The following is a 26,438-nucleotide window of genomic DNA, read 5'->3' on the forward strand; positions in this document are numbered from 1 at the left end:
GCGGGCCGCCTGCTCGTCGAAGGTGATGAAGAGCGGCGGCTTGGGCGTGGCCGCGACCGCGACGGGGACGACGACGGAGTGGGCCGCCAGCAGGCGCCCTCTCCGTCGTCGTCGTCGTCGCGGTCGCGGCCACGTACAAGCAGCTGCTCTTCATCACCTTCGACGAGCAGGCGGCCCGCGTCGCGCGGCTGAACGTGACCGGCTACAACACGCTGCTCGTGGTGTTGACCGCGGTCGTCGTCGTGGGCGCGATGCAGGTGCTCGGGGTGATCCTCGTCGCCGCCATGCTCGTCGTGCCCGTCGCCGCGGCCTCCCAGATCGCCCGGAGCTTCCGGGAGACGACGTACCTCTCCGTGATCTTCGGCCAGCTGTCGGTGATCGGCGGGTTCGCGGTCGCGATCGGCGGCGAGCTTCCCTCCGGCGGGTCGATCGTGGTCGTCGCGATCGCGATCTACCTCCTCACGGTCGCCGCCTCCGGCTTCTCCGTCCGGGCGATCTCCGCGCACGGGTGACCGCCGCCGCGGACGGTCGATCGGCAACGCCGGCGTTTCGCCGCCGCGTATGCGACCCGGCGACCGTCGATGCGTGCGCGGAGCATAACGGTTTCCACAGACCCTTATGTCCCGGCCGCGAGTCGAGGGTATGGGAGACACCGAGACCTACACCGTCACCGGACCCGACGGCGAGGAGGAGTCGTTCGAACTGCCCGCCGGCCTCGTCGACGTGCTCAGCGAACAGGGCGAGCCGTCGACCCGCGTCGTCACCGACGTGATCGTCCAGGCGATGGCCCAGCAGGCACACGTCATCGCGCACCACAGCGAGGGCGACGTGCCCGACGACATCGCCGAGATGAACGAGACCGCGGAGGAGCTCTTCGAGGAGCGGTTCGGTCAGTCGCTCCAGGACGCGCTCGGCCACTCGCACTGATCGGAGCCGGGAGCCGATCGCCGGACGACCACCCGCCTTTTCCGACCGCCCGCGACGAGGCGTCGACCAGTCCAGCCGTGAGCGACGGCGGCCGACCCCGCCGACGGCCGACCGTGACGACACGCGTTCACGATCCCGCATGCCGGAGCGCGTGGCTCGGCGATCGTCTCGCCTCGGTGCGCTCGATCCGGAGGCGGAGTGGGGTTTTCGCCCGTCTCACGGCGTTTGAGCGCCGAAACCGCGTCCGTCGACCGCGATTGAATTTGTTTACATCACCCGTTGTAAATACCCACACTTATATTAATGATCGTTCCTTACTGTCGCCGTATGTCAGACGACAGCACTGGAAGTGGTGTCTCGAGACGGCGCTATCTCACGACCGCCGGGGCGATGGGGGCGGCCGGCCTGGCCGGCTGTGCCGGGGGCGGCGGCGGCTCCGACGGCTCCACGACGGGGTCGTCCGGCGACGAGATCGGCGGGACGGTCACGGTCTTCTCCGGGTCGGCGTTCGTCGACTCCGGGATAGTCGACGCCCTCCACGAGGCGGGCGTGCCCGACTCGATCACGATCGAGATGACGGTCCCCCCGCAGGACTCCGGGAGCAAGCAACAGCAGCTCCGGACCGCGATCAACGCGGAGGAGTCGGACCCGGACCTGGTCCTGACCGACAACGGGTGGACGATCCCGTTCATCGTCCGCGACGACCTCGTCAACCTGGAAGAGGAGATGGACGACGAGTTCATCGCCCGTGTCAGGGAGGAGGGCGTCCAGTCGATGATCGACACGGGGACCCATCCCGAAACCGGCGACCTGTACTCGGTCCCGGTGTTCCCGGACTACCCGGTCATCACCTACCGGAAGGACCTGTTGCGGGACGCGGGCTACGGCGACTCGGACTTCGAGACGTGGCGGAGCAATCCGCCGACGTGGGCGGAGTTCTCGCAGATCGTCTCCGAGGCGCAGAGCGGGTCGGACGTGGAGTACGGCCACCTCTGGCAGGGGAACAACTACATCGGGCTGGCCTGCTGTACGTTCAACGAGTTCCTCACGAGCATGGGCGGCGCCTTCTTCGGCGGCCAGAACAACCTCTTCGGGCCGGTCGGCGACCGTCCCGTCACCCTCGACTCGGAGGAGTCGATCGACGGGATCGAGGCCGCGGTGGACATCATCCACGGCACCGGCAGCGCCCCGATGGACATCGCGGGCGTCTCGCCGCAGGAGGTGGCCGGCTGGATCGAACCCGACACCAAGTCCACCTTCGAGAGCGGGAGCGCGGTCACGCAGCGCAACTGGACCTACTCCATCGGCGGCGCGGTGACCGCCTTCGAGGGGACGGACATGGAACTCGGCGTGATGCCGCTGCCGGCGGGTCCGAACGGCTCCTGGCACGCGCAGGGCGGCTGGATCATGTCGATGAACCCCTACACCGACAACATGGCGTCGGCGAAGGAAGTGATCAAGGCGTGGTGGGAGGACTCGGTCCTCCAACACCAGTTCGACGCGGCGAACTACATGCCGCCGAAGCCGGAGCTGTTCAGCTACGTCGAGGAGAGCGACACGTACGGCCCGTACTACGAGGCGCTCCAGTACTCGGCGGAGAACCTGATCCCGCGCCCGACGACGTCGGTGTGGCCGAACCAGCGGAGCATCGTCGCCAGCGAGGTCAACTCGGCGCTCCGCCAGGAGCAGACGCCACAGGAGGCGGCGACGGCCATGCAAGAGCAGATCTCGGCCATCGAAGAGCAGTCGTGACGGGCGCCGCCGGCTGACCGCCTCCCCGACGCCGTCTCGGGGCGGCGGGGGTCGAACGATATCTCAAACAGACAATAATGATAAATATTCGCACGAGAAACGGACGGGCAATGCTCGTACGACAACGGCGGGCAGTCACCGGAGGTGTCGATCGCCGTGGCAGTTGAACAGGGCAGATCGGAGGTGTCGGGCGGGGCCGACGGCCTCCTGACGCGGCTCGGGACGTGGACGGAGAACCTCAGCGAGCAGGCGTACGCGTATCTGTTGTTGGCTCCGGGGTTCCTCGTGCTGCTGTTGTTCGCGTTCTGGCCGCTGGCCTCGGCGATCAGGATGTCGTTCTTCGCCGACGTGATCACCAGCGGGAGCCTCGGGGAGTTCGTCGGGCTTCAAAACTACGTCCGACTGCTCACGAACACCAACGCGCTGGCCCCGGCGGCGTTCGTCGACCCCTCCTTCGAGACGCCGATCCTCGAACAGGCGCTGTTCATGACGGTCGGGTTCGCCGTGTTGAGCGTCACCGGCGAGACGCTTCTCGGGTTCCTCTACGCCATGTTGATGAAAGCCGAGTACAAGGGCCGGCGGCTCGTTCGGCTGTTCATCATCCTGCCGTGGGCGATCCCCATCGTCATCCAGGGGATGATCTTCTTCCTGCTGTTCCGCCCCGGCTACGGCCTGCTGACCGAGCCGCTCCAGCAGCTCGGGATCTTCTCCAGTCTGCCCCTCAACACGACCTTCGACGCCTTCGTCATCGTGACGGTGGCCGACGTCTGGAAGACCTCGGCGTTCATGGCCCTGCTGATACTGGCCGGACTGGAGAGCGTCAACCAGGACCTGTACGAGGTGGCGGACGTGATGGGCGCCTCGCGGTGGCAGCGGTTCCGCTACATCACGTTCCCGCTCGTGTTCCCGGTGTTGATGGTCGCGATGCTGTTCCGGACGATGGGCGCGCTCCGGGTGTACGGCATCATCGAGTCGACCACCGTCGGCTGTTCGACCGTCCCGTCGATGACGTGTCTCGTCACCCAGATGATGTTCGGCTCCGCGACGCAGTACGGCTCCGCGGCCGCCGTGAGCGTGCTGATAGCCATCGTCGTGGGACTGTTCATCATGGTGTACCTCGGATTCATCCGGCGAAGCAACCAGAGCCTGGGGTTAGCATAACATGAGCATCGACGCACGCAACCACGAGGACGCGGAGACGTTCGACGGATCGGGCGACGAATCGGGCGGGGAGTCGGACGACGACAACCGGTCGCCCATCCAGCGGTGGGCCGACGACTGGATCCGGAACCCCGAGAAGGCGTACGCCGTCATGTTGGTGTTCCTCGGCGGCGTCCTGTTGACGACCTCGCTGTTCCCGCTGTACTGGCTGTTCAACGTCGCGATGGCGCCGCCCGGCCAGACCGACATCCCACTCCTCCCGGAGACGATCGACCTGTCGGCGTTCGTCCAGGTGTTCCAGCAGGTCCCGTTCGCGCGGTTCATGTTCAACAGCCTGTTCTACGCGTTCACGGTGACGGTGTTCGTGCTCCTCGTCGCGAGCCTCGCCGGGTACGCGTTCGGGCGGCTTGAGTTCCGCGGGAAGACCCCGCTGCTGTTCGCCCTGTTGGTGCTCAGCTTCTTCCCGCCGGCGACGCTGTTCATCCCGCTGTTCCGGGCGTTCAACCAGCAGGTCCCGATGCTCGGGCTCTTCACCCTCCCGGTGGAGATATACGGGACGCCCGGCGCGGTCGTCGCGCCCCTCAGCGCGTTCACCATGCCGCTCGCGATCTTCATCCTGACCACGTTCTACGGCCAGATCCCGGACGGCCTCGAGGAGGCCGCCAGGGTCGAGGGGACGACCCGGATCGGCGCGCTGTTCCGCGTGATCATGCCGCTTTCGGCGCCCGGCGTCGCGACCGCCGGCATCCTTACCTTCATCACGGTGTACACGGAGTTCTTCTTCTCGTTCCTGATGACCGGCAACAGCGCCGCGGAGTGGGCGCCGGTCGTCGACGGCGTCATCGCGTTCCAGACGCAGTACACCGTCCGGTACGACCTTCAGGCGGCGGCGAGCCTGATCGCGATCGTCCCGGTCGCGATCCTCGTCGTCGTCGCACAGGACAAGATCATCAGCGGCCTCACGCAGGGGGCACTCAAGGAGTAACCATGGCACGAGTCAAACTCACGGACGTCACGAAACGATACGACGACGTAACGGCGGTCGACGACATGAACCTCGACCTGAAGGACGGCGAGTTCATCTGTCTCGTCGGTCCCTCGGGTTGCGGGAAGTCCACGACCCTCGAGACGGTCGCGGGGCTCACGAAGCCCACGTCGGGGACGATCACGATCGGCGACCGCGAGGTGACGAACCTCCCGCCGAAGGACCGCGGCATCGCGATGGTGTTCCAGAACATCGCGCTGTTCCCGCACATGGACGTGTACGACAACATCTCGTTCGGCCTGCGGCTGCGGAACTTCCCGCAGGACGAGATGGACGAGCGCGTCGAGGAGGCGGCGCGGGTCGTTCGGCTCCAAGGGATGTTGGACCGCATGCCGAGCGAGATGTCCGGCGGGCAGCGCCAGCGCGTCGCGATCGCGCGGGCGATCGTCCGTGACCCGGACGTGTTCCTGATGGACGAGCCGCTGGCGAACCTCGACGCCAAGCTCCGCGTCAACATGCGGACCGAGCTCCAGCGGCTCCACAAGCAGCTGGACACGACGATCATCTACGTCACGCACAACCAGGCGGAGGCGATGACGATGTCCGACCGCATCGCCGTCCTCAACAGGGGCGAGCTCCAGCAGATCGCCCCGCCGCTGGTCTGTTACAACCAGCCGGCCAACCGGTTCGTCGCCGGCTTCATCGGGTCGCCGTCGATGAACTTCGTCGACGCGACCGTCGGCGACGGCACCCTCGACGCGAACGGCTACTCCGTCTCCTTCGACACCGCGGCGATCGACGGCGTGACCCCCGGCGAGGCGGTGGAATTCGGCATCCGGCCGGAGGACCTCTACCTCGCCGACAACAGCGCCGAGGCCGCGGACCCGAGCAGGACGTTCTCCGTCACCACCGACGTGCTCGAGCCGATGGGCGACGAGATATTCGTCTACCTCAAGCCGATCCTCGACCCGTCCGGCGGCGGCGGGATGACCGACTTCGAGGAGCGCCAGGGGCTGTTGATGAGCGTCGACCCCGCGACCGACATCAGCGAGGAGGAGGACGTCGAGATCGTCCTCGACCGCGCGCGGATCCACCTGTTCGACGACGACACCGGCGACGCGATCTCCCACGGCGTCGTGGCGGACGCCGACCTCGAGGCCGAGGCCGAACGGGACGAGGCGCAGGCGGACTGACCGCACCGTCCGGTGGGCCGTTCGGGCGGACGGACGTCACCGAGAGACGGCCGCGGGCGGCGTTCCGGCCGGCGGTGTTCACCGCTTAAGTTCGTCCGGACCGTACGATCGGGCATGACCGACGTGGCCGGGGCGCCGGTGCTGATATTCGACGGAGACTGTCCGTACTGTTCGATCGCGGCGGTCGCGCTGCGCCGGCTCGACGGCGTGGCGGCGGTGCCGTGGGAGGCCGATCCGGTCGGCCCCTTCCTCGACGCGCAGTTCGGCGCGCGGCCGTTCGCGATGGTGCTCGTCGATCCCGCCGAGCGCAGGGTGTACGCCGGGCGGTCGGCGGCCGAGGAGCTCGCCGAGCGAGCCGGCACGCCGGGGATCGTCGGCGGGCTCGTCCGCGACAACTACGACCGGATCGCCGGCGTCGTCGGCGCGCTGTCGGGGCGCGACCGCGACCCCGACGACTTCCACGACGCGTACGACCTCACCGACGAGGCCGCCGACCTGGTCGGGACGCTCCGCCCGGCCGCGAGCGAGCCGCCGGAGGCGACCGCCTGAGACCGTGTCCGACCCGGACGCGGCCGCGTCACCGCGGGCGGAGCCGAACAGGACGGGAACCGACCGTGACCTCCCGACCGGGGCCGTCGGCGGGACCTACACCCTCCTCGTCGACCTCCCGTCCTCCGCGACCGTCTCCGTCGGCGCGCTCGGCGATCAGGGGTTTTCCGCCGGCGCGTACGCGTACACCGGCAGCGCGCTCGGCTCCGGCGGGTTCTCGCGCGTCCGACGCCACCGCCGGACCGCCCGCGGCGACCACGACGTGCGCCACTGGCACGTCGACTACCTGCTCGGCGAGACGGACGCGCGGATCGACCGCGTCGTCCACGCGCCGGGCGTCGACGCCGAGTGCGCGGTGGCCGCGCGGCTCCCGTCGGGGCCCGTCGACGGGTTCGGCGCGTCCGACTGCGGCTGTTCGAGCCACCTCTCGGCGGCGGCGAGCCTCGAGGACCTGATCGACCGCGTGGCCCGCGCGTACGACGCGGAGGGGGCGACGGTCCGGACCGACGCCCCCGGCTCCACCGGTTAGAGGTCGTACCGCTCGACGACCTCGCGGAGCTGCTCGCGGCGTCCCTCGACGGCGCGCGTCCGGAGGGCCTCCTCCGCGTCGGTCGGGCACGCGAGGTCCGGCACCTCGGTCGGCCGACCCTCCTCGTCGAGCGCGACGAACGTGAAGTACGAGGCGGTCGTGCGGCGCTCCTCGCCGGTCCGCGGGTTCTCGGCGTGGACCTCGACTTTCACGTCGAGGCTCGTCCGCCCGGTGTTGAAGACGTACCCCTCGATCACGACGACCTCGCCCATCTCGATGGGCGCGATGAAGTCGACGTGGTCCATCGACGCCGTGACCACCTGCCGGCTCGAAAAGCGCATGCCCGCTATCGCGCCGCAGACGTCCATCCAGTGTAACACCGCGCCGCCGAGCGCCCGGCCGAGGTTGTTGGTGTCGTTCGGCAGGAGCATCTCGGTCATCTCCGTGTGGGAGTCGGCCAGCGTCGCGTCGCTCGCGCCGACGGCCGGGTCGGACCCGGCGTCCGGCGAGTCCGCGTCGGGATCGCTCATACCGCCGCTCCGTCGGGCGGCCACTTGAATCCGCGGCTCCCCTCCGGTCCCCGTCGTGACGACCGCGGCGACTACGGGTCGTCCCGGCGCCCGTCGCCGAAGCGGATCGAGTCGGGCGGGCGGCCCGCCTCGTCTATCACCGCCTCGGAGACGACGATGGGGCACTCGACGCGGACGGCGAGCGCCAGCGCGTCGGAGGGTCGCGCGTCGAAGACGAACCGCTCGGGCTCGCCCGACTCGTACCGCTCGGCGTCGACCTTCGCGTAGAAGGTCCCGTCGGAGAGGTCGTCGATCCGTACCCGGTCTATCGCCCCGCCGAACTCGGTGAGGATCTCCACGAGGAGGTCGTGCGTGAGCGGTCGGTCGAACGGTTCGCCCTCGAGGACGGTCCCGATCGAGCGGGCCTGGTCGCCGCTGACGAAGATCGGGACGTACTCGCCGCGGACGCCCAGGACCACCGCCGGGACGTCGCCGCCGGGCGCCGAGCCGGCTCCGACCCCGACGACCTCGGCTTCGTGTTCCATACGGGAGAATGGTGACACCCGCATGAATAGCTGTCCCCGGTCGTCGGGCGCGACGGGATCCGATCGTCGATCGACGCGCCGGGGACTCCGCCCCCGCGTTCGATCGCTTTCCGCCGGCGATCAGGCCGCGGCCCGATCCCGGCGGTACCAGTAGAGCCAGGCGATCGAGAACACGAGCGCGGCTCCCAGGAAGAAGACGATCCCCGGCTCCCCGAGCGCCGCGGCGGGGTCGACGAGGAGATCGGTCGCCGCGTCGACGACGACGTCGATCACCCCGTCGCTCGCCTCCGCGTCCACCGTCGGCTCCGTCGAGGGCGCGTCCGACCCCTCCGTCGCGATCCCCACGTCGCCGCCTCCGCCGTTTCCCCCGCCGGTCCCGGCGTCGCCGCCGGAGGCGGTGTACCGCTCCGCCGTGGCGGCGTCGGGGGTCACCGCCGCCGCGAGGCGTTGGACGGCGAACGCCGCGAGCCCCAGGAGCGCGTATCCGCCGAGCAGCCGCTTCAGCGCCGTCCTGATCCCGGAGGACTGCTCCTCGCTTCCCGCGAACAACACGAGGGGCTCGTCGGCGGGCGCGTACACGTTCATCTCGCGGCCCTTCTCGGAGTAGGTCGTGTCGATGACGTCGACGACCTCCGCGTCGGTGAGCTTCGAGAGGTGATACTGGACGTTCTGGAGGGACGTGTCGAGCTCGTCGGCGATCTCGGAGGTGGTCGCCGGCTCCTCGTGGAGCGTCGAGAGGACGTTTCGAGCGGTCTCGGAGCCGAGCGCCGCGAGCAGCTCGTCGGCCTCGTCGTCGTCGACGCCAACGACGCGCGGCTCGCGGTCGTCGGGCTCGGCGTCCGGCAGGGAGGGCAACAGCCGCGACATACGCGGCTATGGGCGGGGTGTGGATACAAATCTGTTGGGAGCGACGCGTCGAACGCGCCGGGGCCGCGCTCCCGACCCCCGATCGTCCGATACCGACTCACAAACCCTAAACGACGTGACGCAGTACGTCGGGACGATGACAGAGACGCCCGAGGGACCGGCCGACGCGGCGTCGGCCCCCTCCGAGAGCACCCCCGTCGCCGAGGGCCGCGAGTCCGGGTCGGTGACGGTCGTCGGCACCGCCCACGTCTCGGAGCGCTCCGTCGAGGAGGTCGAGGAGGCGGTCGAACGCGAGGAGCCCGACGTCGTCGCCGTCGAACTGGACGAGGGTCGGTACCGACAGATGCAGGGGGAGACCCCCGACGACCTCGACGCGAGCGACCTCCTGCGCGGGAACACGGTCTTTCAGTTCCTCGCCTACTGGATGCTCTCGTACGTCCAGACCCAGCTCGGCGAGCGGTTCGACATCGAGCCCGGCGCGGACATGAAAGCCGCCGTCGACGTCGCCGAACGGCTGGGGATCGACGTCGCGCTCGTCGACCGCGACATCCAGACCACGATCCAGCGGTTCTGGGCGCGCATGACCCTGGTCGAGAAGCTTCGGATGGTCGGCGGGCTCGCGTTCGGCGTCACCGACTCCCGCGTCGTCGGGGTGGTCGCCGGGATCCTGATCGGGGTGATCGCCGGGCCCGCGATCGGCCTCTTCGGCGGCTCCGTCGGCGTCACGGAGCCGCTCCTGACGAGCGTGACCGCGGGGATGCTGGCGGCGGTGGCGGCCGCGCTCGTCGTCGACCAGGTCGGCAAGGTCGGCCTCTCGCCCGACGCCCGGCTGTACGCCGCGGCCGCGGTCGGGCCGCTCGCGGGGCTCGTCGTGGCGGCCTCCGGCGTCGCCGACGGGCTCGTCGCGACGTACCTCGGCGGGCTCACGGTCCGGGCGATCGGGAGCCTCGGGCTCGGGCTCGTCCTCGGGCTGTCGGTCGGCGTCGTCGGCGCGGCGCTGCTCGGGCTGTTCGGGCTCGCGAGGCCGTCCGACGACGCGGAGTACGGCGGGATCGAGGAGATCGACATCGAGGAGCTGACCGACACCGACGTGGTGACGATGATGATGGAGGAGTTCCGGCAGTTCTCCCCCGGCGGCGCGGAGGCGCTCATCGACGAGCGCGACGCGTTCATCGCCCACCGGCTCGTCGCCCTGCGGGAGGCCGGCCGCGACGTGGTCGCCGTCGTCGGCGCGGGCCACCGGGCGGGGATCGAGCGGTACCTCGCGAACCCCGACGCCCTCCCGCCGATGGCGGACCTGGTCGGCGAGGAGTCCGGACGCGGGTTCCCCTGGAAGAAGCTGATCGGCTACGGGATCACGGTCGGGTTCGTCGCCTTCTTCGTCCTGCTGGCGATGGCCGGCGTCCGGAACGGCTTCCTGCTCCGGCTGTTCGGCGCGTGGTTCCTGATCAACGCCGCCTTCGCGTTCGGCTTCGCGAAGCTCGCCGGCGCGCGGTGGTCCTCCGCCGGCGTCGGCGGCGCGGTCGCGTGGATGACCTCGATCAACCCGCTTCTCGCGCCCGGCTGGTTCACGGGCTACGTGGAGTTGCGGCACCTGACGGTGAACGTCGGCGACATCGGCACGCTCAACGAGCTCCTGGCCGACGAGACGCGCTCCCCCGGCGAGCTCGTCAGAGAGATGCTCGACGTGCCGCTGTTCAAGCTCATCGTGGTCGTCGCGATGACGAACGTCGGCAGCATCGTCGCGAGCTTCCTCTTCGCCGTCTACGTCCTGCCGGCGATGTTCGGCGACATCGGCGGCGTCGAGGAGGTCTCGAGGCTGATGATACAGGGCGCGCGCAACAGCGCCGAACTGCTCCGCGGACTGATCGCCCCCTGACACCATGGCAACGACCATCGCCGGCCGCCGGATCGGCGGCCTCTACTTCAGCGGCACCGAACTCAGAGACCTCCTCCTCGCGTGGCTCGCGCTCGGCGTGGCGTTCACGCTCTTCTTCGTCGGGGGGAGCGCCGGCGTCTCCCGGATCGTCGCCGCCGGCGTGGTGCTCCCGCTCCTCGTCGGGCTCTCGACGGCGGGCGTCGGCTTCCTCCTCCACGAGATCGCGCACAAGGTCGTCGCCGTCCGCTACGACCAGGTGGCGGAGTTCCGCGCGGACAACGGCATGCTGTTTCTGGCCGTGGCGAGCGCCCTGCTCGGGTTCATCTTCGCCGCGCCCGGCGCGGTCCACCACCGCGGGCGGCTCACCGCGGGCGAACACGGGCGGATCGCGCTCGCCGGTCCCGTCGTCAACCTGCTTCTCATGGTCCTCTTCGTCCCGGTGTTGTACGCGGGAACGCTGCTGGGGAGCGAGGTCCTGGCGCTGGTCGGCGAGCGCGGGGTCGCGATCAACGTCTTCCTGGCCGCGTTCAACCTGGTGCCGTACGGGCCGCTCGACGGGAGGACGGTGCTGGACTGGAGCCGCGTCGTCTGGGCGGTCGCGTTCGTTCCGTCGGCGCTCCTCGCGGTGCTCTTGGTGTTCGTGCTCGGCCTCGGCTTCGGCGGGCCGTTCTGAGCGCGCGCCGTGCTCGCGGCTCCCCTCCGCACTCGCGGACAAGCGGTGTCCTTTTGCTCCGGCGCGCCACGACACGCGTATGGCCGAAAGGGACGGCGACGATGGTGGTGACGGCGACGACGAGGCGCTCACGTACGCCGACGCGGGCGTCGACATCGACGCGAGCGAGGCCGCGACCGCCGCGCTGGTCGGGATGGTCGGCGAGGGCGAGGGCGACTACGCCGGCCTGCTCGACATCGGCGACCGCTACCTCGCGCTGGCGACCGACGGCGTCGGGACGAAGCTGCTCGTCGCGGAGGCGCTCGCCGACTACTCGACGGTCGGGATCGACTGTATCGCGATGAACGTCAACGACCTCGTCGCCGCCGGCGTCCGCCCGGTGGCGTTCGTCGACTACCTCGCGGTCGACGAGCCGGACGAGGGGTTCGCGGAGCAGGTCGGCGAGGGGCTCGCCGCGGGCGCGGAGCGGGCCGACATCGAACTCGTCGGCGGTGAGACGGCGGTGATGCCGGAGGTCGTCCGCGGGCTCGACCTCGCGGGAACCTGCGCCGGACTCGCCGCGAAGGACGGCGTCTTCGACGGGCGGGCGGAGCCGGGTGACGCGCTCGTCGGCTGGAGGTCGTCGGGGATCCACTCCAACGGGCTGACGCTCGCGCGCGAGGCCGTCACACGCGAGCACGACTACACGGACCCGTGCCCGTTCGCCGGGTACGACACCCTCGGCGAGGCGCTGTTGGAGCCCACCCGGATCTACACCGACCTGCTCGACCCCATGCGCGAACGCGGCGTGCGGGCCGCGGCCCACGTCACCGGCGGCGGGTGGACGAACCTGACGCGGCTGGGCGCACACCGCTACGTCGTGGACGACCCCTTCGACGCCCAGCCGGTCTTCGAGTTCGTCCGGTCCGAGGGGAACGTCCCCGACGAGGAGATGTATCGAACGTTCAACATGGGGACCGGCTTTGTCGCGGCGCTCGATCCCGAGGCCGCCGAGTCGCTGGCGGCGGAGACGGACGGGCGCGTGATCGGACGGGTGGAGGAGGACGAGGGTGACGACGGGGACGGGAGCGTCGCGATCCGCGGACTAGAGTTATAGTACTGGGCTGGCAGGGAGATCGGGAGGACCGTCGACGATCCGGTCGCTCGGCCGTACATCGTTGCTGACGTGGTGAACACCGTCGAAGCGCCAGTCGCTCCGCGATACCTCGTTGCTCCTGGGAAGAACACCGCAAAGTCCCAGTCGCGCGGACTCGCGTGACTCGCTGCGGTCCTCGCCGCTCACTTCGTTCGCTCCTGCGGTCCTTGCGTCGTCAGGCGTCGCCCTCGCGACAGCGAGGCGCTCCGCGCCTCCCGCAGCCGGCGGCGTTGCCGCCGGCGACTGCCCCGTTGAGTTCCACCCGACCGCCCCGCAACCGCACCTCACGCCTCCCCAGCCTCGCGGCTCCCTTCGCTCGCCGCGTCCCTCGCGGGCGGTTCGCGGGCCTTCGGCCCGCTCACCGGCGCGCCACCACTCAAACCATCGGTGAGTGAGACTGCGACTCACTCGCCGTCGGCGTCGCCCTGCGCGGCCTCGACGCGGACCGCCGCCGACTCCAGCGCCTCGGCGAGGGTTCGCGCCTGCGCCGGGGAGAGAGCCACCTCGTCGGCGTGGGCGGGGAGGGCGTCGATCCCCGTGTCGTCGAGTTCGACCTGGAGGTCGACGCGGTCGGGATCCTCTCGCGGCGCGGTGACGTTCACGACGCCGGGCGCGTCCGCCTCGAAGTCGTGGCCTCGCGCCCTCGCGTCCACGAAGTCCAGCGTCGTGTACGCGTTCACGCGGAGCAGGCGGTCGCTCATCGCTCTCCACCCGTCATCTCAGTCGTCCGCCGGCACCGGCGGGGCGTCGTCGAGCGCGTCGTTCTCGGCGTACGGGTACCACGTGCGCTTCGTGTTGTGTAGCATCGGGTCCTCGTAGTCCGTCTCCTCGGGATCGACGAAGGCGTCGAGCTCCTCGTCGTCGTGGCGGGCAACGAACGCCCGGAACGACTCGCCCTCCTCGCGCTCGTCGGCGAAGCGCTCGAGCAGGTTGGCGATCGCGCCGGGGACCTCGTCGGCGGGCACGCGCTGGGTGACCCAGCGGGCGAACCCCGGCTCCTCGCCGAGCCCGCCGCCGAGCCCCACGTCGAGCGCCTCCACCGGCTCGCCGTCCTTCCGGGTCTTCATCCCGCGGAGGCTCACGTCCGCGATCTGCGGCTGCGCGCACGAGGCGGTACAGCCGGAGAGGTGGACGTGGAACTCCTCGACCCCGTCGGGAAGCTCGGCGTTCTCCTTCAGCCACCGGGCGAACCGGACCTGCCGGTTCTTCGTCTCGACGATGGAGAGCGAGCAGAACTCGGTGCCGGTACACGCGACCGAGCCGCGCATGAACGGCGAGGGGGACGGCGAGTAGTGTTCGAGCAGGTCCGATTCGAGGAAGTCGTCCAGCTTCTCGTCGGGTACATCGGTGACGACCACGTTCTGGCGCTGGGAGAGCCGCACCTCGCCGGAGCCGTACTCCGCGGCCAGGTCGGCGAGTTCGAGCACGTCGGCCGCGCCCATCCGCCCGACGAGGACGTTCAGGCCGACGAAGTTCCGGCCGTCCTTCTGGTCGTGGACGCCGACCAGATCGTTGCGCTCGCCCTCGCCCGCGTTGTAGGTGTACTCCTCGCGGACGTCGCGGCCCGCGGTCTCGAGCTCGAAGTCGACGTAGTCGGCCTGGAGCGTCTCGCGGACCCGCTCCGGACCCCACTCGTCGACGAGGAACTTGATCCGCGCGTTGTAGCGGTCCTCGCGGTCGCCGTGGTCGCGGAACAGCGCGGAGAGCCCGCCGGCCACGTCGGACACCCGCTCGGGGGGCACCCAGACGTCGATGTCGCGGGCGAACCGGGGCTCGTTGCGCGCGAGCCCGCCGCCGACGCGGACGTTGAACCCGACGGCGTCCTCGCCGCTCCCACCGCCCTCGCCGCTCCCGCTGCCGTTCCCGTCAACCGCCTTGTACGCCGGCTCGAACGCGAGGTCGTTGATGTCGCCCTGTCCGGAGCCGTCCGCGGAGCCGGTCACGGACACCTTCCACTTCCGCGGGAGGTTCGCGTGGTCGTCGTTGCCCTTGAACGTCTCGTTGAGGTCGCGGATGACGGGCCAGGCGTCGATCACCTCCCGGCCGTCCTTGCCGGCCACGGGGTTGCCGACGACGTTCCGCCAGGAGTCGCCACAGGCCTGCTGGGTGGAGAGGCCGTTCGTCTCCAGCTTCTCGAAGATCGCGGGCACGTCCGACAGCTCGATCCAGTGGAGCTGGATCGACTGGCGGGTCGTGAAGTCGGCGTAGGCGTCGCCGAAGATCGGGTTCGTTCCCGGACCGCGCGCGTACTCGTCGGCGATCTCGCCGACGACGCGGAGCTGTCCGGGCTCCAACACGCCGTTCGGCGTCCCGATCCGCATCATGAAGTAGCCCTCCTGACCGTTCCGCTGGTGGTACAGTCCCCACCACTTGAACCGCTCGAACCAGGCGTCCCGCTCGTCGTCGGGGATCGAGTCGAACCCCCGCTCGGCGAACTCGAACAGGTGTTCGCGGATCTCGTTCCCGTACACCTCCGACTTCCAGTTCTCTACGTCCGTTGGCATCGTGTCCCGACACAGGATCCCCGGTCACATAGGGCGACCCGTGGAGTCAACGTTGCCCGGTGCCCCCTCGAAGGGGCAACGCCTGCCGGATGGACCCTCCCGGCCGTCCCCCTCACTCCCGGCGGGTCCGCCGGACGCAGGAACGGTCGTACTCGACGAACTCGCCGCCTCGAACCCGGCCGACCGGGAGCCAGTCGGTGACGCCGGTCTCGCCGCACGCGATACACTGGCCGTGAACGCGCGTCTCCACGCGCGCCCCGTCGACGCCGACCTCCTGGAAGTTCTCGACGACGAGGTCGGCCATATCGCAGCCGCAGAAACCGGGCGCGTCGAGCCGCCAGAGCTCGCTCACGCGGACTTCGCGGTGGTCGTCGACCGAAATCCATGCCCCGTCGTCGAGCACGCGCAGACTGGTGGTCACGGTCGTCGTTCGGGGACGGGAGCCCAATGGGTGGCGATGCTCGCAAGCGGGGACGGCGTTCGAGACGGGTCGAACCGCGAAAACCGCCCGACTCCTCGGCGATCGATCAGAGCGAAGCGTCACGGATACCGGATCCGACCGCCGGTATCCGGGAGCAGTGGTTCGATTTACTCCCGTAGTGCCCCTTATGATCGGGACGACCATAGACGGGATCGATGACCGACTCGACACCCGAGACCCCGATCGACCGGCCGAGCGATCCCGACGGCGGCCGCGACCACCGCCAACACGCGTCCGCCGACGTGGCGCCCGAACTGTTCGGCGAGCGCTCCGATCGACGATGACCGCGGGGCGACGGTCACGGCCGCGAGCCGCCGACGGCGGGGACGGCGCCGGCTCGGGGCACGACGACGAGGCGCCGATCCGACAGACGGACGCCGAGGCGGACGACGAGCCGGAACCGGAGCCCGACTCGGCGGACGGCGGGGACGGCGACCATCTGGACGATCTCGGGGACGGCGCCGGCTGTACGGAGATATGGGAACACCTCTCGGAGAATCGCGACGACTGATCGCCGGCGGCGTGGAGAGGGCCCCGTCGACGCGCGCCCGGATCCCGTCTACGACAGGTGTGCGGCGATGTCGGCCTCGGTGAGGATCCCCACGGTCTCGCCGCCGTCGGTCACCATCACCGCCTTGTAGTGGTCGAGCAGGTTCCGCACCTCGTCGACGGTCGCGCCGGGGGCGACCGTGGGGAACGATTCGCTCATCACCTCGCTGACCGGGTGGTCGCCGACGTTCTCGCCCGCGTGGATCACGTCTCCCTGGCTGATCGACCCGACGGGGACGCCGTTCTGGAGGACGGGAAGCTGGGAGTACGCCTCCCGCTCCATCAGGTCGACCGCGTCCCGCACGGCGTCGTCGGGGGCGACGCTGATCACGGTCTCGTTCATCAGGTCCGTCGCGCGCACGACCTCGCCCTCCGCCTCCTGGAGGGCGTTCACGATCCGACGAAGCGTCGAGAGCCGCGGGTCGACGTCGCCGCCCTCGATCCGCGCGATGAGCGGCTGTGAGACGCCCGCGGCGTCCGCGAGCGCGCTCTGGGTCAGTTCGAGCGACGTCCGCCGTTCGCGCAGGTCCTGTGGCGTCGGGAGCTCCATACGGCTAATAACCTATGGTTATTAGAAAAGGTTTCGCCGGTCCGTCGATCAGCGCGCGCTCCCGTCCGACTCCTCCTCGTCGTCCGCCTCCGTCTCCATCACGTCGATGACCTCGAGCGGGACGTCCCGGAGGGCGCCGCCGACCTCGCTCTTCGCGATCCGCTCGGCGTGCTCCTCGCTGTCGGCGTTGAAGACGTCGATCTCCAGGAGGAGCCCGACGAGCGCCGTGTTCGCCGCGAGGAAGGCCGCGTCGAACGGCTCCCCGCAGGCGGGACAGCCGGTGACGCCGGGTTCGACCTCGACGTACTGCTTGTCCGTCTCGTTCAGTCGCTTTCCGGCCTCGCTGACCGCGACGCCGATGGCGTCGTCGGTCTCCTCGACGTCACGAACCAACCAGGCTGCTTCCATCGCGACCGCGTAGTTGCTCATGTCCGTCCCGAGGTGCCGCAGGGTTTCGTCTCTTGTGGTTCGGCGGCGGTCGCCGAGAAGGCCGGAGCCTCACAGCCGGTCGACGATCGCCGCGGTGACCTCGTCGGTCGTCGCGTCGCCGCCGAGGTCGCCCGTCCGGGGCCCCTCCGAGAGCACGGACTCCACCGCGGTTCGTACCCGCTGCCCCTCCTCGACGTACCCCAGGTACTCCAACAGCAGAGCTGCCGACAGCACCGCCGCCGTCGGGTTCGCGACCCCCTCGCCGGCGATGTCGGGCGCGGTGCCGTGAACGGGCTCGAACAGCGCGTTGTCGTGGCCGACGTTCGCCGAGGGGAGCAGGCCGAGCCCGCCGACGAGGCCGGCGGCGAGATCCGAGAGCACGTCGCCCGCGAGGTTCGGACAGACGACGACGCCGTACTGCGAGGGATCGAGCGGGAGCTTCGTCGCGAACGCGTCCATCAGCTCCTCGTCGGCGTCGACGCCGCGCTCCGCGGCGACCTCGAGCACCGTCTCCCGGAACCGACCGTCCGTCTCCCGCATCACGTTCGACTTGTGTGCGACGGTGAACCCCTCCTCGGGGTCGCCCGCGGGGCCCCGGCCGTCCGCGACGAACTCGCAGGCGTACTCGGCGAGCTCGCGGGAGGCGGAGGAGGTGACCACCCGCGTCAGCGTCGAGAGGTCCTCCGAGAGCCGGTCCTCGTGGCCCGCGTAGACGCCCTCGGTGTTCTCACGGAGGAAGACGACGTCCGTCTCCGGACGGAGCGCGTCGACGCCGGGGTACGCCTTCGCCGGCCGGACGTTCACGAAGGAGTCGACCGCCTCGCGCAGCGGGAGGATCACGTCGGCGGCGGTGTCGCCGGCCGCGCCGAACAGCGTCGCGTCCGCGCCCTCGACGAGGTCGTACGTCTCCGCGGGCAGCGCCTCGCCGGTCGCCTCCCGCACCGCGTCGCCCGCCTCGCCGGAGACGAACTCGAAGTCGACCTCGAGCGCCTCCAGCACGTCGACGGCCGCCGGCACGACTTCCTTCCCGATCCCGTCGCCCTCGATAACGGCGATGCGTTCGCTCATGGACGTTGTCCGCGGAACGGTCAAAAGAGCATGTCGATGTCGCGGTCGGCGGACGAGGGATCGCGTCGTTCCGGCCGCGACCGCCGCCGCGGCTCAGTCGTCGCCCTCGGCGTACGGCAGGTCCGCGACCGTCTCCTCGACCTTGCTCCGGTTGGAGTACATGAGCGAGGTGGTGTCCCAGATGCCGTCGACGAGCGCCTCCCGCATCGCGTCGTCGATGTCGACGTCGATCGTCGTGTCGCCGTAGGTCACCGTCGCCGCCTCGACGTCGATGTCGATCTCGGCGTCGGGGTTGGCCTCGATCCACTCCTGGAGCGCCGTGACGGTTTCGTGGTCGGCCGTCACCGCCGGGATGCCGAGCGACTTACAGTTGTCGCGGAAGATCTCGGCGTACGACTCGCCGACGATCCCGTCGACGCCCCACCGCATCATCGCCTGCGGCGCGTGCTCCCGCGAGGAGCCGCAGCCGAAGTTGGAGTTGACGACCGCGATCGACGCGCCCTCGAAGCGGTTGAGCGGGTGGTCGTTGAACTCGCCGTCGTCGTCCCGCCGGGCGTCATAGAAGAGGTAGTCCGCCATGTTGTCGAACGTGACCTCCTTCATGAACTTCGCCGGCAGGATCTGGTCGGTGTCGACGTCGTCGCCGGGGATCGGTACGCCGGTCCCCGAGACCGCGGTGATGTGTTGATCGTCGCCGCTCATCAGTCCGCCACCTCCTCGACGCCGCCGGCGCCGCCGGTCGGCCCGTCGTCGAGATACTCGCGCGCGTCGGCCACCTGCCCCTCGACCGCCGCCGCCGCGACCATCGCGGGGTTCATGAGGACGGTCCGGCCGTCCTTCGACCCCTGCCGGCCGATGAAGTTCCGGTTCGAGGAGGAGGCACACACCTCGTCGCCCTCCAGCGAGTCGTCGTTCATCGCGAGACACATCGAACAGCCGGCGCGACGCCACTGGAAGCCGGCGTTGATGAAGACCTCGTCGAGGCCGCGCTCCTCACACTCCGTCCGGACGCTCTCGGAGCCGGGCACCGCCAGCGCGCGGACGCCGTCGTCGACCGTGTGGCCCTCGAGCACCGCCGCGGCCTTCTCGAAGTCCGAGACGCGGCCGTTGGTACAGGTGCCGAGGAAGGCCACGTCGACGTCGTATCCGAGCATCGACTGGCCGGGATCGATCTCCATGTGATCGAGCGCCTGTTCGGCCGCCTCGCGGTCCGTCCGCGCCGCGAAGTCGTCGGGGTGCGGGACGGTATCGGAGATCTCGATCACCTGTCCGGGGTTGATCCCCCACGTGACGAGCGGGTCGATCCCGTCGGCGTCGACCGTGACGACGTCGTCGTACTCCGCGTCGTCGTCCGAGGCCATCGACTCCCAGTACGCCTTCCGCTCCTCGAACGCCTCGCCCTCGGGGACGTACTCGCGGCCCTCCAGGTACTCGTAGGTGGTCTCGTCGGGGTTGATGTACCCCGCGCGGGCGCCGCCCTCGATGGACATGTTACACACCGCCAGACGACCCTCCATGTCGAGCGCCTCGATGGCCGGGCCGCCGTACTCGTAGACGTGGCCGACGCCGCCGTCGACGCCGAGGTCCTGGATGATCTTCATGATGACGTCCTTGGCGTAGACGCCCTCGCCGAGCTCGCCCTCGACCTCGATCCGGCGCACTTTCTGTTTGTCCGCGGCGATACAGCCCGTGGCGAACACGTCGCGGATCTGGCTCGTGCCGATCCCGACGCCGATGGAGCCGAACGCGCCGTGGGTCGCGGTGTGGCTGTCGCCGCAGGCGACGGTCATCCCCGGCTGGGAGAGCCCCAGCTCGGGCGCGACGACGTGGGTGATCCCCTGTTTGCCCGACTCGAACCCGAAGAAGGTGATCCCGCTCTCGTCGGTGTTGCGCTCGAGCGCGGAGAGCATCTCCTCGGCCTGGTCGTCGGCGAGCGGCCGCTCGCGCTTGTCGGCCTCCGTCGGCGCGATGTGGTCCGTCGTCGCGAACGTCCGGTCGGGATACGCGACCTCGAGGTCGCGCTCGCGCAGCATCCCGAACGCCTGCGGGCTCGTCACCTCGTGGACGAGGTGGAGCCCGATGAACAGCTGGTCCTGTCCGTTCGGCAGCTCCGTGACCTTGTGACGCTCCCACACCTTGTCGTACAGCGTCCCTTCGCTCATGGATGGTCACCGGGAGCGTCGCGGCTCGTGGTCGAGCGGGAACCGGAGGCGGGTACGCCGCGCATCAGGCCTTCACCTCGGCCGACTCCTCCTCCTCCTCCTCGTCCTGCCAGGCGAACAGCCCGCGAAGCTCCTCGCCGACCGCCTCGATCTCGTGGTTCTTCTCGGCGTGGCGGAGCTGGGTGTAGGAGGGTCGACCGGCCTGATTCTCCGCGATCCACTCGCGAGCGAACTGGCCGTTCTGGACCTTCTCGAGGACCTCCTCCATGTTCTCGCGGGCGTGCTCGTCGACGACGACGTCGCCCTGGGTGAGCCCGCCGTACTCCGCGGTGTCCGACACCGAGTCCCACATGCCGCCGAGCCCGTCCTCGTACATCAGGTCGACGATGAGCTTCAGCTCGTTGAGACACTCGAAGTACGCCATCTCGGGCGAGTAGCCGGCGTCGACGAGCGTCTCGTACCCCTGCTTCACGAGCGAGGTGACGCCGCCACAGAGCACCGCCTGCTCGCCGAACAGGTCGGTCTCGGTCTCCTCGCGGAACGACGTCTCGACGACGCCGGCGCGGGTACAGCCGATCGCGGCCGCGTACGCGAGCCCCTCCTCGTGGGCGTCGCCCGTCGCGTCCTGGTACACCGCCAGCAGGCCGGGCGTCCCCTCGTCGTTCTCGTAGTTCCGCCGCACGAGGTGACCCGGCGACTTCGGCGCGACCATCGTCACGTCGACGTCCTCGGGCGGCTGGATCTGGTTGTAGTGGATGTTGAACCCGTGGGCGAACTGGAGCGTGTCGCCGGCCTCCAGGTTCGGCTCGATGGCGTTCTCGTAGACGTCCGGCTGGACGGTGTCGGGCACGAGCACGCTCACGACGTCCGCCTCGGCGGCGGCCTCCGCGGGGGTCGCGACGCGGAGCCCGTCGCCCTCGGCGGCGTCCCACGAGGAGCTGTCCTCGCGCAGGCCGACGACGACGTCGACCCCGCTGTCCGCGAGGTTCTGTGCATGTGCGTGTCCCTGCGAGCCGTAGCCGAGCACGGCGACGGTCTTCCCGACGATGACCTCGCTGTCGGCGTCCTCGTCGTAGTATACTGTCGAATCGAACGTCTGGCTGTCGTCTTCTGTCATTGTGGGTTACTGGGTGTTCGGCGTCGTCGGTTCGCCGGCCGTTCCGGGTTTCTCTCCTGGCGCGGTGGGGATGTTCCCCCGCGCGAGCGCGGTCTGACCAGTCCGGGCGATCTCGATGATCCCGAACTGGTCGAACGCGTCTATCGCGTCGTCGATCTTCGACTCGTCGCCGGTGAGCTGGACGGTGATCGTCTCCGGTCCGGCATCGAGGGTCCGGCCGTCGTACATCTCCGCGACCGCGTGGACCTTGTCCGGCTCCTCGCCGTGAACCTTCAACAGGACGAGCTCGGACGTGACGGCGCTGCCGGAGACCTCGCCCACGGAGATAACGGGCTTCAGCTTCGCCATCTGCTTTTCGATCTGGTCGATCCCCGGATCCGTCTCCTCGACGACCATGGTGATACGGGAGTGGCCCTCGACCGTCGTCGGGCCGACCGTCAGGCTCTCGATGTTGAACTGTCGCCTGGAGACGAGCCCGGAGACGCGCGCGAGCACGCCGGGTTCGTCCTCGACCAGCGCGGAGATGACCGCGCGCCGGGAGTCGTGTTCCGCCTCCACGACGGGGTCGATACGGTGGCCCTCCAGGTTCCGCCGCCCCTCCGGCTGGGGCCGCTCGTCCGGCGCGGGACCGGGCATGCCGGCCGCGTCCTCCCCGCTCATAGCTGGTCCTCCGTGAGTGCGAACCGCCCGTTCGCTCCGCCGCTCGGCACCATCGGCAGCACGTTCTCCTCGGGGTCGACGTGGAAGTCGATCACCGCGGGGCCGTCGTACGCGAGCGCCTCCTCGACCGCCGGGGCGACCTCGTCGTAGCCGTCGACGCGGATCCCGAGCGCGCCGAACGCCTCGGCGAGCTTGTCGAACTCGGGCATCCAGTTGTAGTCGGACGCCATGTGTCGCCCCTCGAAGAAGGCGTCCTGCCACTGGCGCACCATCCCGATGTACTCGTTGTTGAGCACCGCGAACGTGACGTCGAGGTCCTCGCGGACGGCCACGGAGAGCTCCTGCATCGTCATCAGGAAGGAGCCGTCGCCGTCGAAACAGATCACGTCGCGGTCGGACTCGCCCATCGCGTCGGCGGCGACGCGCGCGCCGATCGCGGCCGGGACGCCGTACCCCATCGTCCCCAGTCCGTGCGAGGAGACCCACGTCCGGGGCTCCGTGTACGTCCAGAACTGGGAGGCCCACATCTGGTGTTGGCCGACGCCGGTCGTCACGATGGTGTCGTCGTCGGTCGCCTCGTCGAACGCCTCGACGACGAACTGCGGTTTCAGCGGCTCGTCGTCGGGCGTCGAGTACGTCATCGGGTACGTCTCCTTCCACTCCTGACACTGCTCGCGCCACTCGTCGGCGTCCGGCTCCTCGACGACGGCGTCGAGCAGCTGTTCGAGGACGGTCCCGGCGTCGCCGACGAGCGGGTAGTCGGCGTACACGTTCTTCGAGATCTCGGCCGGGTCGATGTCGACGTGAACGACCTCCGCCTCCGGCGCGAAGGTGTCGATCCCGCCGGTGAGCCGGTCGTCGAACCGGGTCCCGACCGCGATCAGACAGTCGGTGTGGGTGATCGCCATGTTGGCGTAGCCGGTGCCGTGCATGCCCGCCCACGACAGCGACAGCTCGTCGTCCTCGGGGAACGACCCGATCCCCGGCATCGTCGTCGTCACGGGGATCTCGTAGGCGCGCGCGAACTCCCGTGCCACCTCGCTCGCCTCGCCCTTGATCACGCCGCCGCCGAACAGACACAGCGGCCGGTCGGCGTCCTCGATGGCGCGGGCCGCGGCCTCGACCGCGTCCTCCCTGGCGCGCGGGTCGGGATCGGTTCCCGCGGGCGCCTCCGCCGGACCGGGCGCCTCCTCGGTGTCGTCGAGGGTGACGTTCTTCGGGAGGTCGACGAGCGTCGGGCCGGGCCGGCCGACGCGCGAGAGCTCGAACGCCTCGCCGACGACGTCGCCGATGACGTCCGCGTCGTCCGCGAAGTAGTTGTGTTTCGTGATCGGCCGGGTGACGCCGACGGTGTCGGTCTCCTGGAACGCGTCGTTGCCGACGAACTCCGTCGGGACCTGGCCGGTCAGCGCCAGCATCGCGTCGCTGTCCATGTCCGCGTCGGCGATGCCGGTGACGAGGTTCGTCGCGCCGGGACCGGACGTGGCCAGACAGAGGCCGGGCTCGCCGGCGACGACGCCGTACGCGTCGGCGGCGTGGGCCGCGCCCTGCTCGTGAGCCATCGTCAGGTGGCGGATCGAGGAGCTGTACAGCGCGTCGTACACCGGCATGATCGCTCCGCCCTGAACGCCGAAGGCGGTCTCCGCGCCCGCGGCCTCGAGGGCGGCGACGACCGACTCCGCGCCGGTCGACACCTCCGTCGTCTCGCCGTCTGGTCGGTTCGCCTCGCCGTCCGGGTCCGCCGCCTCCGGGCCGTCCGCGTCGGCCGGATCGGTCCCCGGCTCGGCGTCGGGGTCGTCCTCTCGTGGGTGTGCTGCTGAATCGCTCATCGTGTGTGGTGTGTGGGTGTCTCTCGGATTCGGGCGTCGTTCGGTCCGGGCGCGGCCCGCGTCGCCGGATCGACGGCGATCGTCGGGTCGGCGACGCGTCCGCCGGTACGTCGAGTCGGTGAGGAAGTGGGGTGGTAGGGGATCAAACCCCTACGATGGCTACGGCGACGGCTCCGGACCGGGCGTCCTCCGCGCGGGCGTCCCGTGGCCGTCGCATTCGATCCGAACCCACGCGGCCCGCCTATAAATTCCTGTCGACGCGAGCGATCCGCACGGCGACCCGTCGGCGTACACCCGCCGTCCGACGTGGATCCCTCAGGCACGGAGCCGCCGGGACCCGACCCGTCGTCGGATCGTCGCCGAGCGTTCGGCCGTCGCTGGCGAGTCGCTACGACGGCGGAGGAGGCCATCAGATCCGGACCTCCTCCTCGCGCTCGACGCCGGCCTCGCGGGCGAACCGCTCGACGTCGCCGGCGGTCACCTGCCGCTTGCCGGCGCCGTACTCCTTGACCCGCTTCGTGATCTCGCGGACCTCCCCGTCGGTGGGGTCGAAGCCGGCCTCCACCAGGTGCTTGCGCACGCTGTGGGTGCCCGTGTGCTTGCCGAGCACGAACTCGCGTTCCGCGCCGACCATCTCGGGCGTCATCACGCCCGTCTCGAAGGTGTCCGCGTTCTCGATCACGCCCGCGGCGTGGATGCCCGACTCGTGGGCGAACGCGTTCCGCCCGGTGACGGGCTTGTTCGCCGGCACCGGGATGTCCGAGGCGTCCTCGACGATCCGGGCCAGCTTGGTGATCTGGGTCGTGTCGATGCCGGTGTCGACGCCGTACACCGACTCGACCGCCATCACGACCTCCTCGTAGGCCGCGTTGCCGGCGCGCTCGCCGATCCCGTTGACCGACACCTGCGCCTGCTCCGCGCCGTTCTCGAAGCCCATGACCGCGTTGGCCGCGGCCATCCCGAAGTCGTCGTGGGTGTGGACGTCGACGCGGGCGTCCGTCGCCTCGACGACCGCCTTCACCGTCTTGCCGAAGCTCGTCGGCATCGCGACCCCGCAGGTGTCCGGGATGTTGATCCAGTCGGTGCCGGCCTCGCTCACCGCCTCGACTATCTCCGTCAGGTAGTCGGGGTCGGTCCGCGTGGCGTCCATCGGCGAGAACATGCACTCGACGCCGGCGTCTTTCACCTGCTCGACGGCGTCGACGGCACGCTCCTTGGCCTCGCGGCGCGTCGCGTGCATGGAGTCCTCGAGCTGGACGTCGCTCGTCGAGACGAACACGTGGACCATCTCCACGCCCGAGTCGATGGCGGCGTCGATGTCGCCCTCGACGACGCGGGCGAGCCCACAGACGGTCGTGTCCGTCGCGGCTGCGATATCGCTCACGGCCTCGAACTCCGCGTCGGAGTTCACCGGGAACCCGGCCTCGATGACGTGGGTCCCCATGTCGTCCAGCGTCGCCGCTATCTCGCGTTTCTCGTCGTAGCTGAACGAAGTACGTGGTGACTGTTCGCCGTCTCGTAACGTCGTGTCGAAGATCCGTACAGGACCGATTTCGATGTTAGAAGCTATCGTGCCCTGGAAGAACTCGATCCGCCGGGGTGTCCGACGAAGCCTCCGTGATGTCTGTCATCGACTGACAGCAGAACGTTTGTCTACTTAAGCGTTACGTCCCGCGAGAGATCCGATCGTTCGATCAGTCGTCCTCGCGCGCGGAGCGGAACGTGACGAAAAGCGGCGGAAGACGCCGTGAGCGTTACGATGCGCGCGGATTCACATCCCCATGTCGGCCGCGGCCTCCGGAACGGGGAGGTCGCGAGCCGCGACGCCGACCAGCTCGGCGGCGTGGTCGAGCGCCATGTCGAACCCGTAGTACCGCTCCAGTTCGTCGCCGTCCGGGCCGGTTCGAACCTTGAGCATGGCGTACCCCTCGCGGTTCTGTGCGACCGTCGCCTCCCGCCCGTCCGCCGAGAACGTGAGCAGGCGCTCGGCGTCCGTCTCCTCGTAGCGGGCCGTGACGCCCTCGGCTTCGGCGGTCGCCGTCGCAGCCGGTTCGGCGTGCTCCGACTCCGTCGTGTCCGTCATACCCGACGTTGGTTCCGAACCCTGTCGTATCTGTCGGTCCGGATCGTCTCCTTCGCGGGTGTTCGCTTTTTATATCGGGTTCTTTCCGAATCGGCCGCTATATCTCGTGTGCTAATGGTACGGATACCTCGATGGAGAGCGAGTTGATGAGAACGGTGTCGTTGCTGGCGCGGTGAACACCGCCAAAGCCCCAGCCGCGAGGACTCGATGCGCTCGTTGCGGTCCTCGCTCGGTCGCTGACGCTCCCTCTCTGCGGTCCTTACGTCGCGCGTCTTCGCCCTCGCGACTGCCCCTTTGAGTCC

The 26,438-nt window shown here is 69.6% G+C and carries 28 protein-coding genes and 1 pseudogene; 13 read left to right on the forward strand and 16 right to left on the reverse strand.

From position 1 onward, the window contains the following. Positions 1–92: 92 nt before the first annotated feature. The 8 genes and pseudogenes from DJ70_RS04805 to DJ70_RS04840 form a co-directional block, all read left to right on the forward strand. Positions 93–512: pseudogene (locus DJ70_RS04805) on the forward strand (metal ABC transporter permease); the annotation flags it as partial. Between the two features lie 130 nt (positions 513–642). Next, complete coding sequence (locus DJ70_RS04810; protein ID WP_094530652.1) at positions 643–927, forward strand: DUF7545 family protein; 285 nt, start codon at positions 643–645, stop codon at positions 925–927. A gap of 327 nt (positions 928–1,254) precedes the next feature. Next, positions 1,255–2,679, forward strand: coding sequence for an extracellular solute-binding protein (locus tag DJ70_RS04815; RefSeq protein WP_179233969.1), 1,425 nt, complete (start codon positions 1,255–1,257; stop codon positions 2,677–2,679). A gap of 156 nt (positions 2,680–2,835) precedes the next feature. Continuing rightward, positions 2,836–3,840, forward strand: a complete 1,005-nt coding sequence (locus tag DJ70_RS04820) for a carbohydrate ABC transporter permease (protein ID WP_245810693.1) — start codon at positions 2,836–2,838, stop codon at positions 3,838–3,840. 1 nt (position 3,841) lies between these two features. After that, complete coding sequence (locus DJ70_RS04825) at positions 3,842–4,825, forward strand: carbohydrate ABC transporter permease (protein ID WP_094530655.1); 984 nt, start codon at positions 3,842–3,844, stop codon at positions 4,823–4,825. A gap of 2 nt (positions 4,826–4,827) precedes the next feature. Continuing rightward, positions 4,828–6,018, forward strand: a complete 1,191-nt coding sequence (locus DJ70_RS04830; protein ID WP_094530657.1) for an ABC transporter ATP-binding protein — start codon at positions 4,828–4,830, stop codon at positions 6,016–6,018. Positions 6,019–6,132: 114 nt separating this feature from the next. Continuing rightward, the gene (locus tag DJ70_RS04835) at positions 6,133–6,567 is read left to right on the forward strand and encodes a DUF393 domain-containing protein (protein ID WP_094530659.1); all 435 of its coding nucleotides are present in this window, start codon (positions 6,133–6,135) and stop codon (positions 6,565–6,567) included. A 4-nt stretch (positions 6,568–6,571) separates the two neighbouring features. Next, a complete protein-coding gene (locus DJ70_RS04840; RefSeq protein ID WP_094530661.1) occupies positions 6,572–7,096 on the forward strand; it encodes a GIY-YIG nuclease family protein in 525 nt (174 codons plus the stop codon). Here DJ70_RS04840 and DJ70_RS04845 read toward each other — a convergent pair. The 3 genes from DJ70_RS04845 to DJ70_RS04855 all read right to left on the reverse strand — a co-directional run bounded on the left by DJ70_RS04845 (position 7,093) and on the right by DJ70_RS04855 (position 9,017). Then, positions 7,093–7,536 (reverse strand): acyl-CoA thioesterase, encoded by a 444-nt coding sequence (locus DJ70_RS04845; RefSeq protein ID WP_066418542.1) that lies wholly within the window; start codon positions 7,534–7,536, stop codon positions 7,093–7,095. The genes DJ70_RS04840 and DJ70_RS04845 overlap by 4 nt on opposite strands. 161 nt (positions 7,537–7,697) lie before the next feature. Beyond that, entirely contained in the window at positions 7,698–8,150 is a 453-nt protein-coding gene (locus DJ70_RS04850; RefSeq protein ID WP_094530665.1) for a bifunctional nuclease family protein, read from the reverse strand. 120 nt (positions 8,151–8,270) lie between these two features. After that, a complete protein-coding gene (locus tag DJ70_RS04855; protein ID WP_094530667.1) occupies positions 8,271–9,017 on the reverse strand; it encodes an ArsR/SmtB family transcription factor in 747 nt (248 codons plus the stop codon). 136 nt (positions 9,018–9,153) lie between these two features. Here DJ70_RS04855 and DJ70_RS04860 point away from each other — a divergent pair, with 136 nt between their 5' ends. From DJ70_RS04860 to purM, 3 genes are all read left to right on the forward strand, one after another. Next, positions 9,154–10,896, forward strand: a complete 1,743-nt coding sequence (locus DJ70_RS04860; protein ID WP_094530698.1) for a TraB/GumN family protein — start codon at positions 9,154–9,156, stop codon at positions 10,894–10,896. Positions 10,897–10,900: 4 nt separating this feature from the next. Continuing rightward, positions 10,901–11,569, forward strand: coding sequence for a metalloprotease (locus tag DJ70_RS04865; RefSeq protein ID WP_094530668.1), 669 nt, complete (start codon positions 10,901–10,903; stop codon positions 11,567–11,569). A 79-nt stretch (positions 11,570–11,648) separates the two neighbouring features. Next, positions 11,649–12,665: a phosphoribosylformylglycinamidine cyclo-ligase gene (gene purM, locus DJ70_RS04870; RefSeq protein WP_094530670.1), complete on the forward strand. Its 1,017-nt coding sequence runs from the start codon at positions 11,649–11,651 to the stop codon at positions 12,663–12,665. Between the two features lie 443 nt (positions 12,666–13,108). On the opposite strand, the gene DJ70_RS04875 is transcribed toward purM, so the two are convergent. From DJ70_RS04875 to DJ70_RS04885, 3 genes are all read right to left on the reverse strand, one after another. After that, positions 13,109–13,405, reverse strand: a complete 297-nt coding sequence (locus DJ70_RS04875) for a DUF6360 family protein (protein ID WP_094530672.1) — start codon at positions 13,403–13,405, stop codon at positions 13,109–13,111. 18 nt (positions 13,406–13,423) lie between these two features. Continuing rightward, positions 13,424–15,208 carry a nitrite/sulfite reductase gene (locus tag DJ70_RS04880; RefSeq protein ID WP_094530674.1) on the reverse strand — a complete coding sequence of 595 codons (1,785 nt, stop codon included), beginning with the start codon at positions 15,206–15,208 and terminating at the stop codon, positions 13,424–13,426. 112 nt (positions 15,209–15,320) lie between these two features. Beyond that, positions 15,321–15,629, reverse strand: a complete 309-nt coding sequence (locus tag DJ70_RS04885) for a hypothetical protein (RefSeq protein ID WP_179233970.1) — start codon at positions 15,627–15,629, stop codon at positions 15,321–15,323. 215 nt (positions 15,630–15,844) lie between these two features. Between DJ70_RS04885 and DJ70_RS17920 the strand changes: the two genes are divergently transcribed. Then, a complete protein-coding gene (locus DJ70_RS17920; protein ID WP_275542346.1) occupies positions 15,845–15,973 on the forward strand; it encodes a hypothetical protein in 129 nt (42 codons plus the stop codon). Then, positions 15,970–16,200 carry a hypothetical protein gene (locus tag DJ70_RS04890; RefSeq protein WP_094530676.1) on the forward strand — a complete coding sequence of 77 codons (231 nt, stop codon included), beginning with the start codon at positions 15,970–15,972 and terminating at the stop codon, positions 16,198–16,200. Before DJ70_RS17920 ends, DJ70_RS04890 begins: the two co-directional genes overlap by 4 nt. Before the next feature lie 48 nt (positions 16,201–16,248). Here DJ70_RS04890 and DJ70_RS04895 read toward each other — a convergent pair whose 3' ends face one another. The 10 genes from DJ70_RS04895 to DJ70_RS04940 all read right to left on the reverse strand — a co-directional run bounded on the left by DJ70_RS04895 (position 16,249) and on the right by DJ70_RS04940 (position 26,136). After that, positions 16,249–16,788, reverse strand: a complete 540-nt coding sequence (locus DJ70_RS04895) for a CBS domain-containing protein (RefSeq protein WP_094530678.1) — start codon at positions 16,786–16,788, stop codon at positions 16,249–16,251. 48 nt (positions 16,789–16,836) lie between these two features. Then, positions 16,837–17,217, reverse strand: coding sequence for a DUF555 domain-containing protein (locus DJ70_RS04900; RefSeq protein ID WP_094530680.1), 381 nt, complete (start codon positions 17,215–17,217; stop codon positions 16,837–16,839). 69 nt (positions 17,218–17,286) lie between these two features. Continuing rightward, positions 17,287–18,285: an isocitrate/isopropylmalate family dehydrogenase gene (locus tag DJ70_RS04905; RefSeq protein ID WP_094530682.1), complete on the reverse strand. Its 999-nt coding sequence runs from the start codon at positions 18,283–18,285 to the stop codon at positions 17,287–17,289. A 93-nt stretch (positions 18,286–18,378) separates the two neighbouring features. Next, on the reverse strand, positions 18,379–18,987 hold the full coding sequence (leuD, locus tag DJ70_RS04910; protein WP_094530684.1) for a 3-isopropylmalate dehydratase small subunit: 609 nt from the start codon (positions 18,985–18,987) through the stop codon (positions 18,379–18,381). Next, positions 18,987–20,447, reverse strand: coding sequence for a 3-isopropylmalate dehydratase large subunit (gene leuC / locus DJ70_RS04915; RefSeq protein ID WP_094530686.1), 1,461 nt, complete (start codon positions 20,445–20,447; stop codon positions 18,987–18,989). The genes leuD and leuC overlap by 1 nt, the downstream gene beginning before the upstream one ends. A gap of 64 nt (positions 20,448–20,511) precedes the next feature. Beyond that, positions 20,512–21,564, reverse strand: a complete 1,053-nt coding sequence (gene ilvC, locus DJ70_RS04920; RefSeq protein WP_094530688.1) for a ketol-acid reductoisomerase — start codon at positions 21,562–21,564, stop codon at positions 20,512–20,514. Between the two features lie 6 nt (positions 21,565–21,570). After that, positions 21,571–22,224 carry an acetolactate synthase small subunit gene (gene ilvN, locus DJ70_RS04925; protein ID WP_094530690.1) on the reverse strand — a complete coding sequence of 218 codons (654 nt, stop codon included), beginning with the start codon at positions 22,222–22,224 and terminating at the stop codon, positions 21,571–21,573. Beyond that, positions 22,221–24,053, reverse strand: coding sequence for a biosynthetic-type acetolactate synthase large subunit (gene ilvB, locus DJ70_RS04930; RefSeq protein ID WP_094530692.1), 1,833 nt, complete (start codon positions 24,051–24,053; stop codon positions 22,221–22,223). The genes ilvN and ilvB overlap by 4 nt, the downstream gene beginning before the upstream one ends. Positions 24,054–24,462: 409 nt before the next feature. Further along, a complete protein-coding gene (locus DJ70_RS04935) occupies positions 24,463–25,644 on the reverse strand; it encodes a LeuA family protein (RefSeq protein ID WP_080505233.1) in 1,182 nt (393 codons plus the stop codon). 180 nt (positions 25,645–25,824) lie between these two features. After that, a complete protein-coding gene (locus DJ70_RS04940) occupies positions 25,825–26,136 on the reverse strand; it encodes a DUF7111 family protein (RefSeq protein ID WP_094530694.1) in 312 nt (103 codons plus the stop codon). Positions 26,137–26,438: the final 302 nt, after the last annotated feature.

The organism is Halorubrum halodurans (assembly GCF_002252985.1).
Taxonomy (GTDB): Archaea; Halobacteriota; Halobacteria; order Halobacteriales; family Haloferacaceae; genus Halorubrum; species Halorubrum halodurans.

Bases quoted from the DNA above. Each gene is read 5' to 3' on its own strand.
- DJ70_RS04810 (WP_094530652.1), top strand. From the start codon at position 643: ATGGGAGACACCGAGACCTACACCGTCACCGGACCCGACGGCGAGGAG.
- DJ70_RS04815 (WP_179233969.1), top strand. From the start codon at position 1,255: ATGTCAGACGACAGCACTGGAAGTGGTGTCTCGAGACGGCGCTATCTC.
- DJ70_RS04825 (WP_094530655.1), top strand. From the start codon at position 3,842: ATGAGCATCGACGCACGCAACCACGAGGACGCGGAGACGTTCGACGGA.
- DJ70_RS04830 (WP_094530657.1), top strand. From the start codon at position 4,828: ATGGCACGAGTCAAACTCACGGACGTCACGAAACGATACGACGACGTA.
- DJ70_RS04835 (WP_094530659.1), top strand. From the start codon at position 6,133: ATGACCGACGTGGCCGGGGCGCCGGTGCTGATATTCGACGGAGACTGT.
- DJ70_RS04845 (WP_066418542.1), bottom strand. From the start codon at position 7,536: ATGACCGAGATGCTCCTGCCGAACGACACCAACAACCTCGGCCGGGCG.
- DJ70_RS04850 (WP_094530665.1), bottom strand. From the start codon at position 8,150: ATGGAACACGAAGCCGAGGTCGTCGGGGTCGGAGCCGGCTCGGCGCCC.
- DJ70_RS04855 (WP_094530667.1), bottom strand. From the start codon at position 9,017: ATGTCGCGGCTGTTGCCCTCCCTGCCGGACGCCGAGCCCGACGACCGC.
- DJ70_RS04860 (WP_094530698.1), top strand. From the start codon at position 9,154: ATGACAGAGACGCCCGAGGGACCGGCCGACGCGGCGTCGGCCCCCTCC.
- DJ70_RS04865 (WP_094530668.1), top strand. From the start codon at position 10,901: ATGGCAACGACCATCGCCGGCCGCCGGATCGGCGGCCTCTACTTCAGC.
- purM (WP_094530670.1), top strand. From the start codon at position 11,649: ATGGCCGAAAGGGACGGCGACGATGGTGGTGACGGCGACGACGAGGCG.
- DJ70_RS04875 (WP_094530672.1), bottom strand. From the start codon at position 13,405: ATGAGCGACCGCCTGCTCCGCGTGAACGCGTACACGACGCTGGACTTC.
- DJ70_RS04880 (WP_094530674.1), bottom strand. From the start codon at position 15,208: ATGCCAACGGACGTAGAGAACTGGAAGTCGGAGGTGTACGGGAACGAG.
- DJ70_RS17920 (WP_275542346.1), top strand. From the start codon at position 15,845: ATGACCGACTCGACACCCGAGACCCCGATCGACCGGCCGAGCGATCCC.
- DJ70_RS04890 (WP_094530676.1), top strand. From the start codon at position 15,970: ATGACCGCGGGGCGACGGTCACGGCCGCGAGCCGCCGACGGCGGGGAC.
- DJ70_RS04895 (WP_094530678.1), bottom strand. From the start codon at position 16,788: ATGGAGCTCCCGACGCCACAGGACCTGCGCGAACGGCGGACGTCGCTC.
- DJ70_RS04900 (WP_094530680.1), bottom strand. From the start codon at position 17,217: ATGAGCAACTACGCGGTCGCGATGGAAGCAGCCTGGTTGGTTCGTGAC.
- DJ70_RS04905 (WP_094530682.1), bottom strand. From the start codon at position 18,285: ATGAGCGAACGCATCGCCGTTATCGAGGGCGACGGGATCGGGAAGGAA.
- leuD (WP_094530684.1), bottom strand. From the start codon at position 18,987: ATGAGCGGCGACGATCAACACATCACCGCGGTCTCGGGGACCGGCGTA.
- leuC (WP_094530686.1), bottom strand. From the start codon at position 20,447: ATGAGCGAAGGGACGCTGTACGACAAGGTGTGGGAGCGTCACAAGGTC.
- ilvC (WP_094530688.1), bottom strand. From the start codon at position 21,564: ATGACAGAAGACGACAGCCAGACGTTCGATTCGACAGTATACTACGAC.
- ilvN (WP_094530690.1), bottom strand. From the start codon at position 22,224: ATGAGCGGGGAGGACGCGGCCGGCATGCCCGGTCCCGCGCCGGACGAG.
- ilvB (WP_094530692.1), bottom strand. From the start codon at position 24,053: ATGAGCGATTCAGCAGCACACCCACGAGAGGACGACCCCGACGCCGAG.
- DJ70_RS04940 (WP_094530694.1), bottom strand. From the start codon at position 26,136: ATGACGGACACGACGGAGTCGGAGCACGCCGAACCGGCTGCGACGGCG.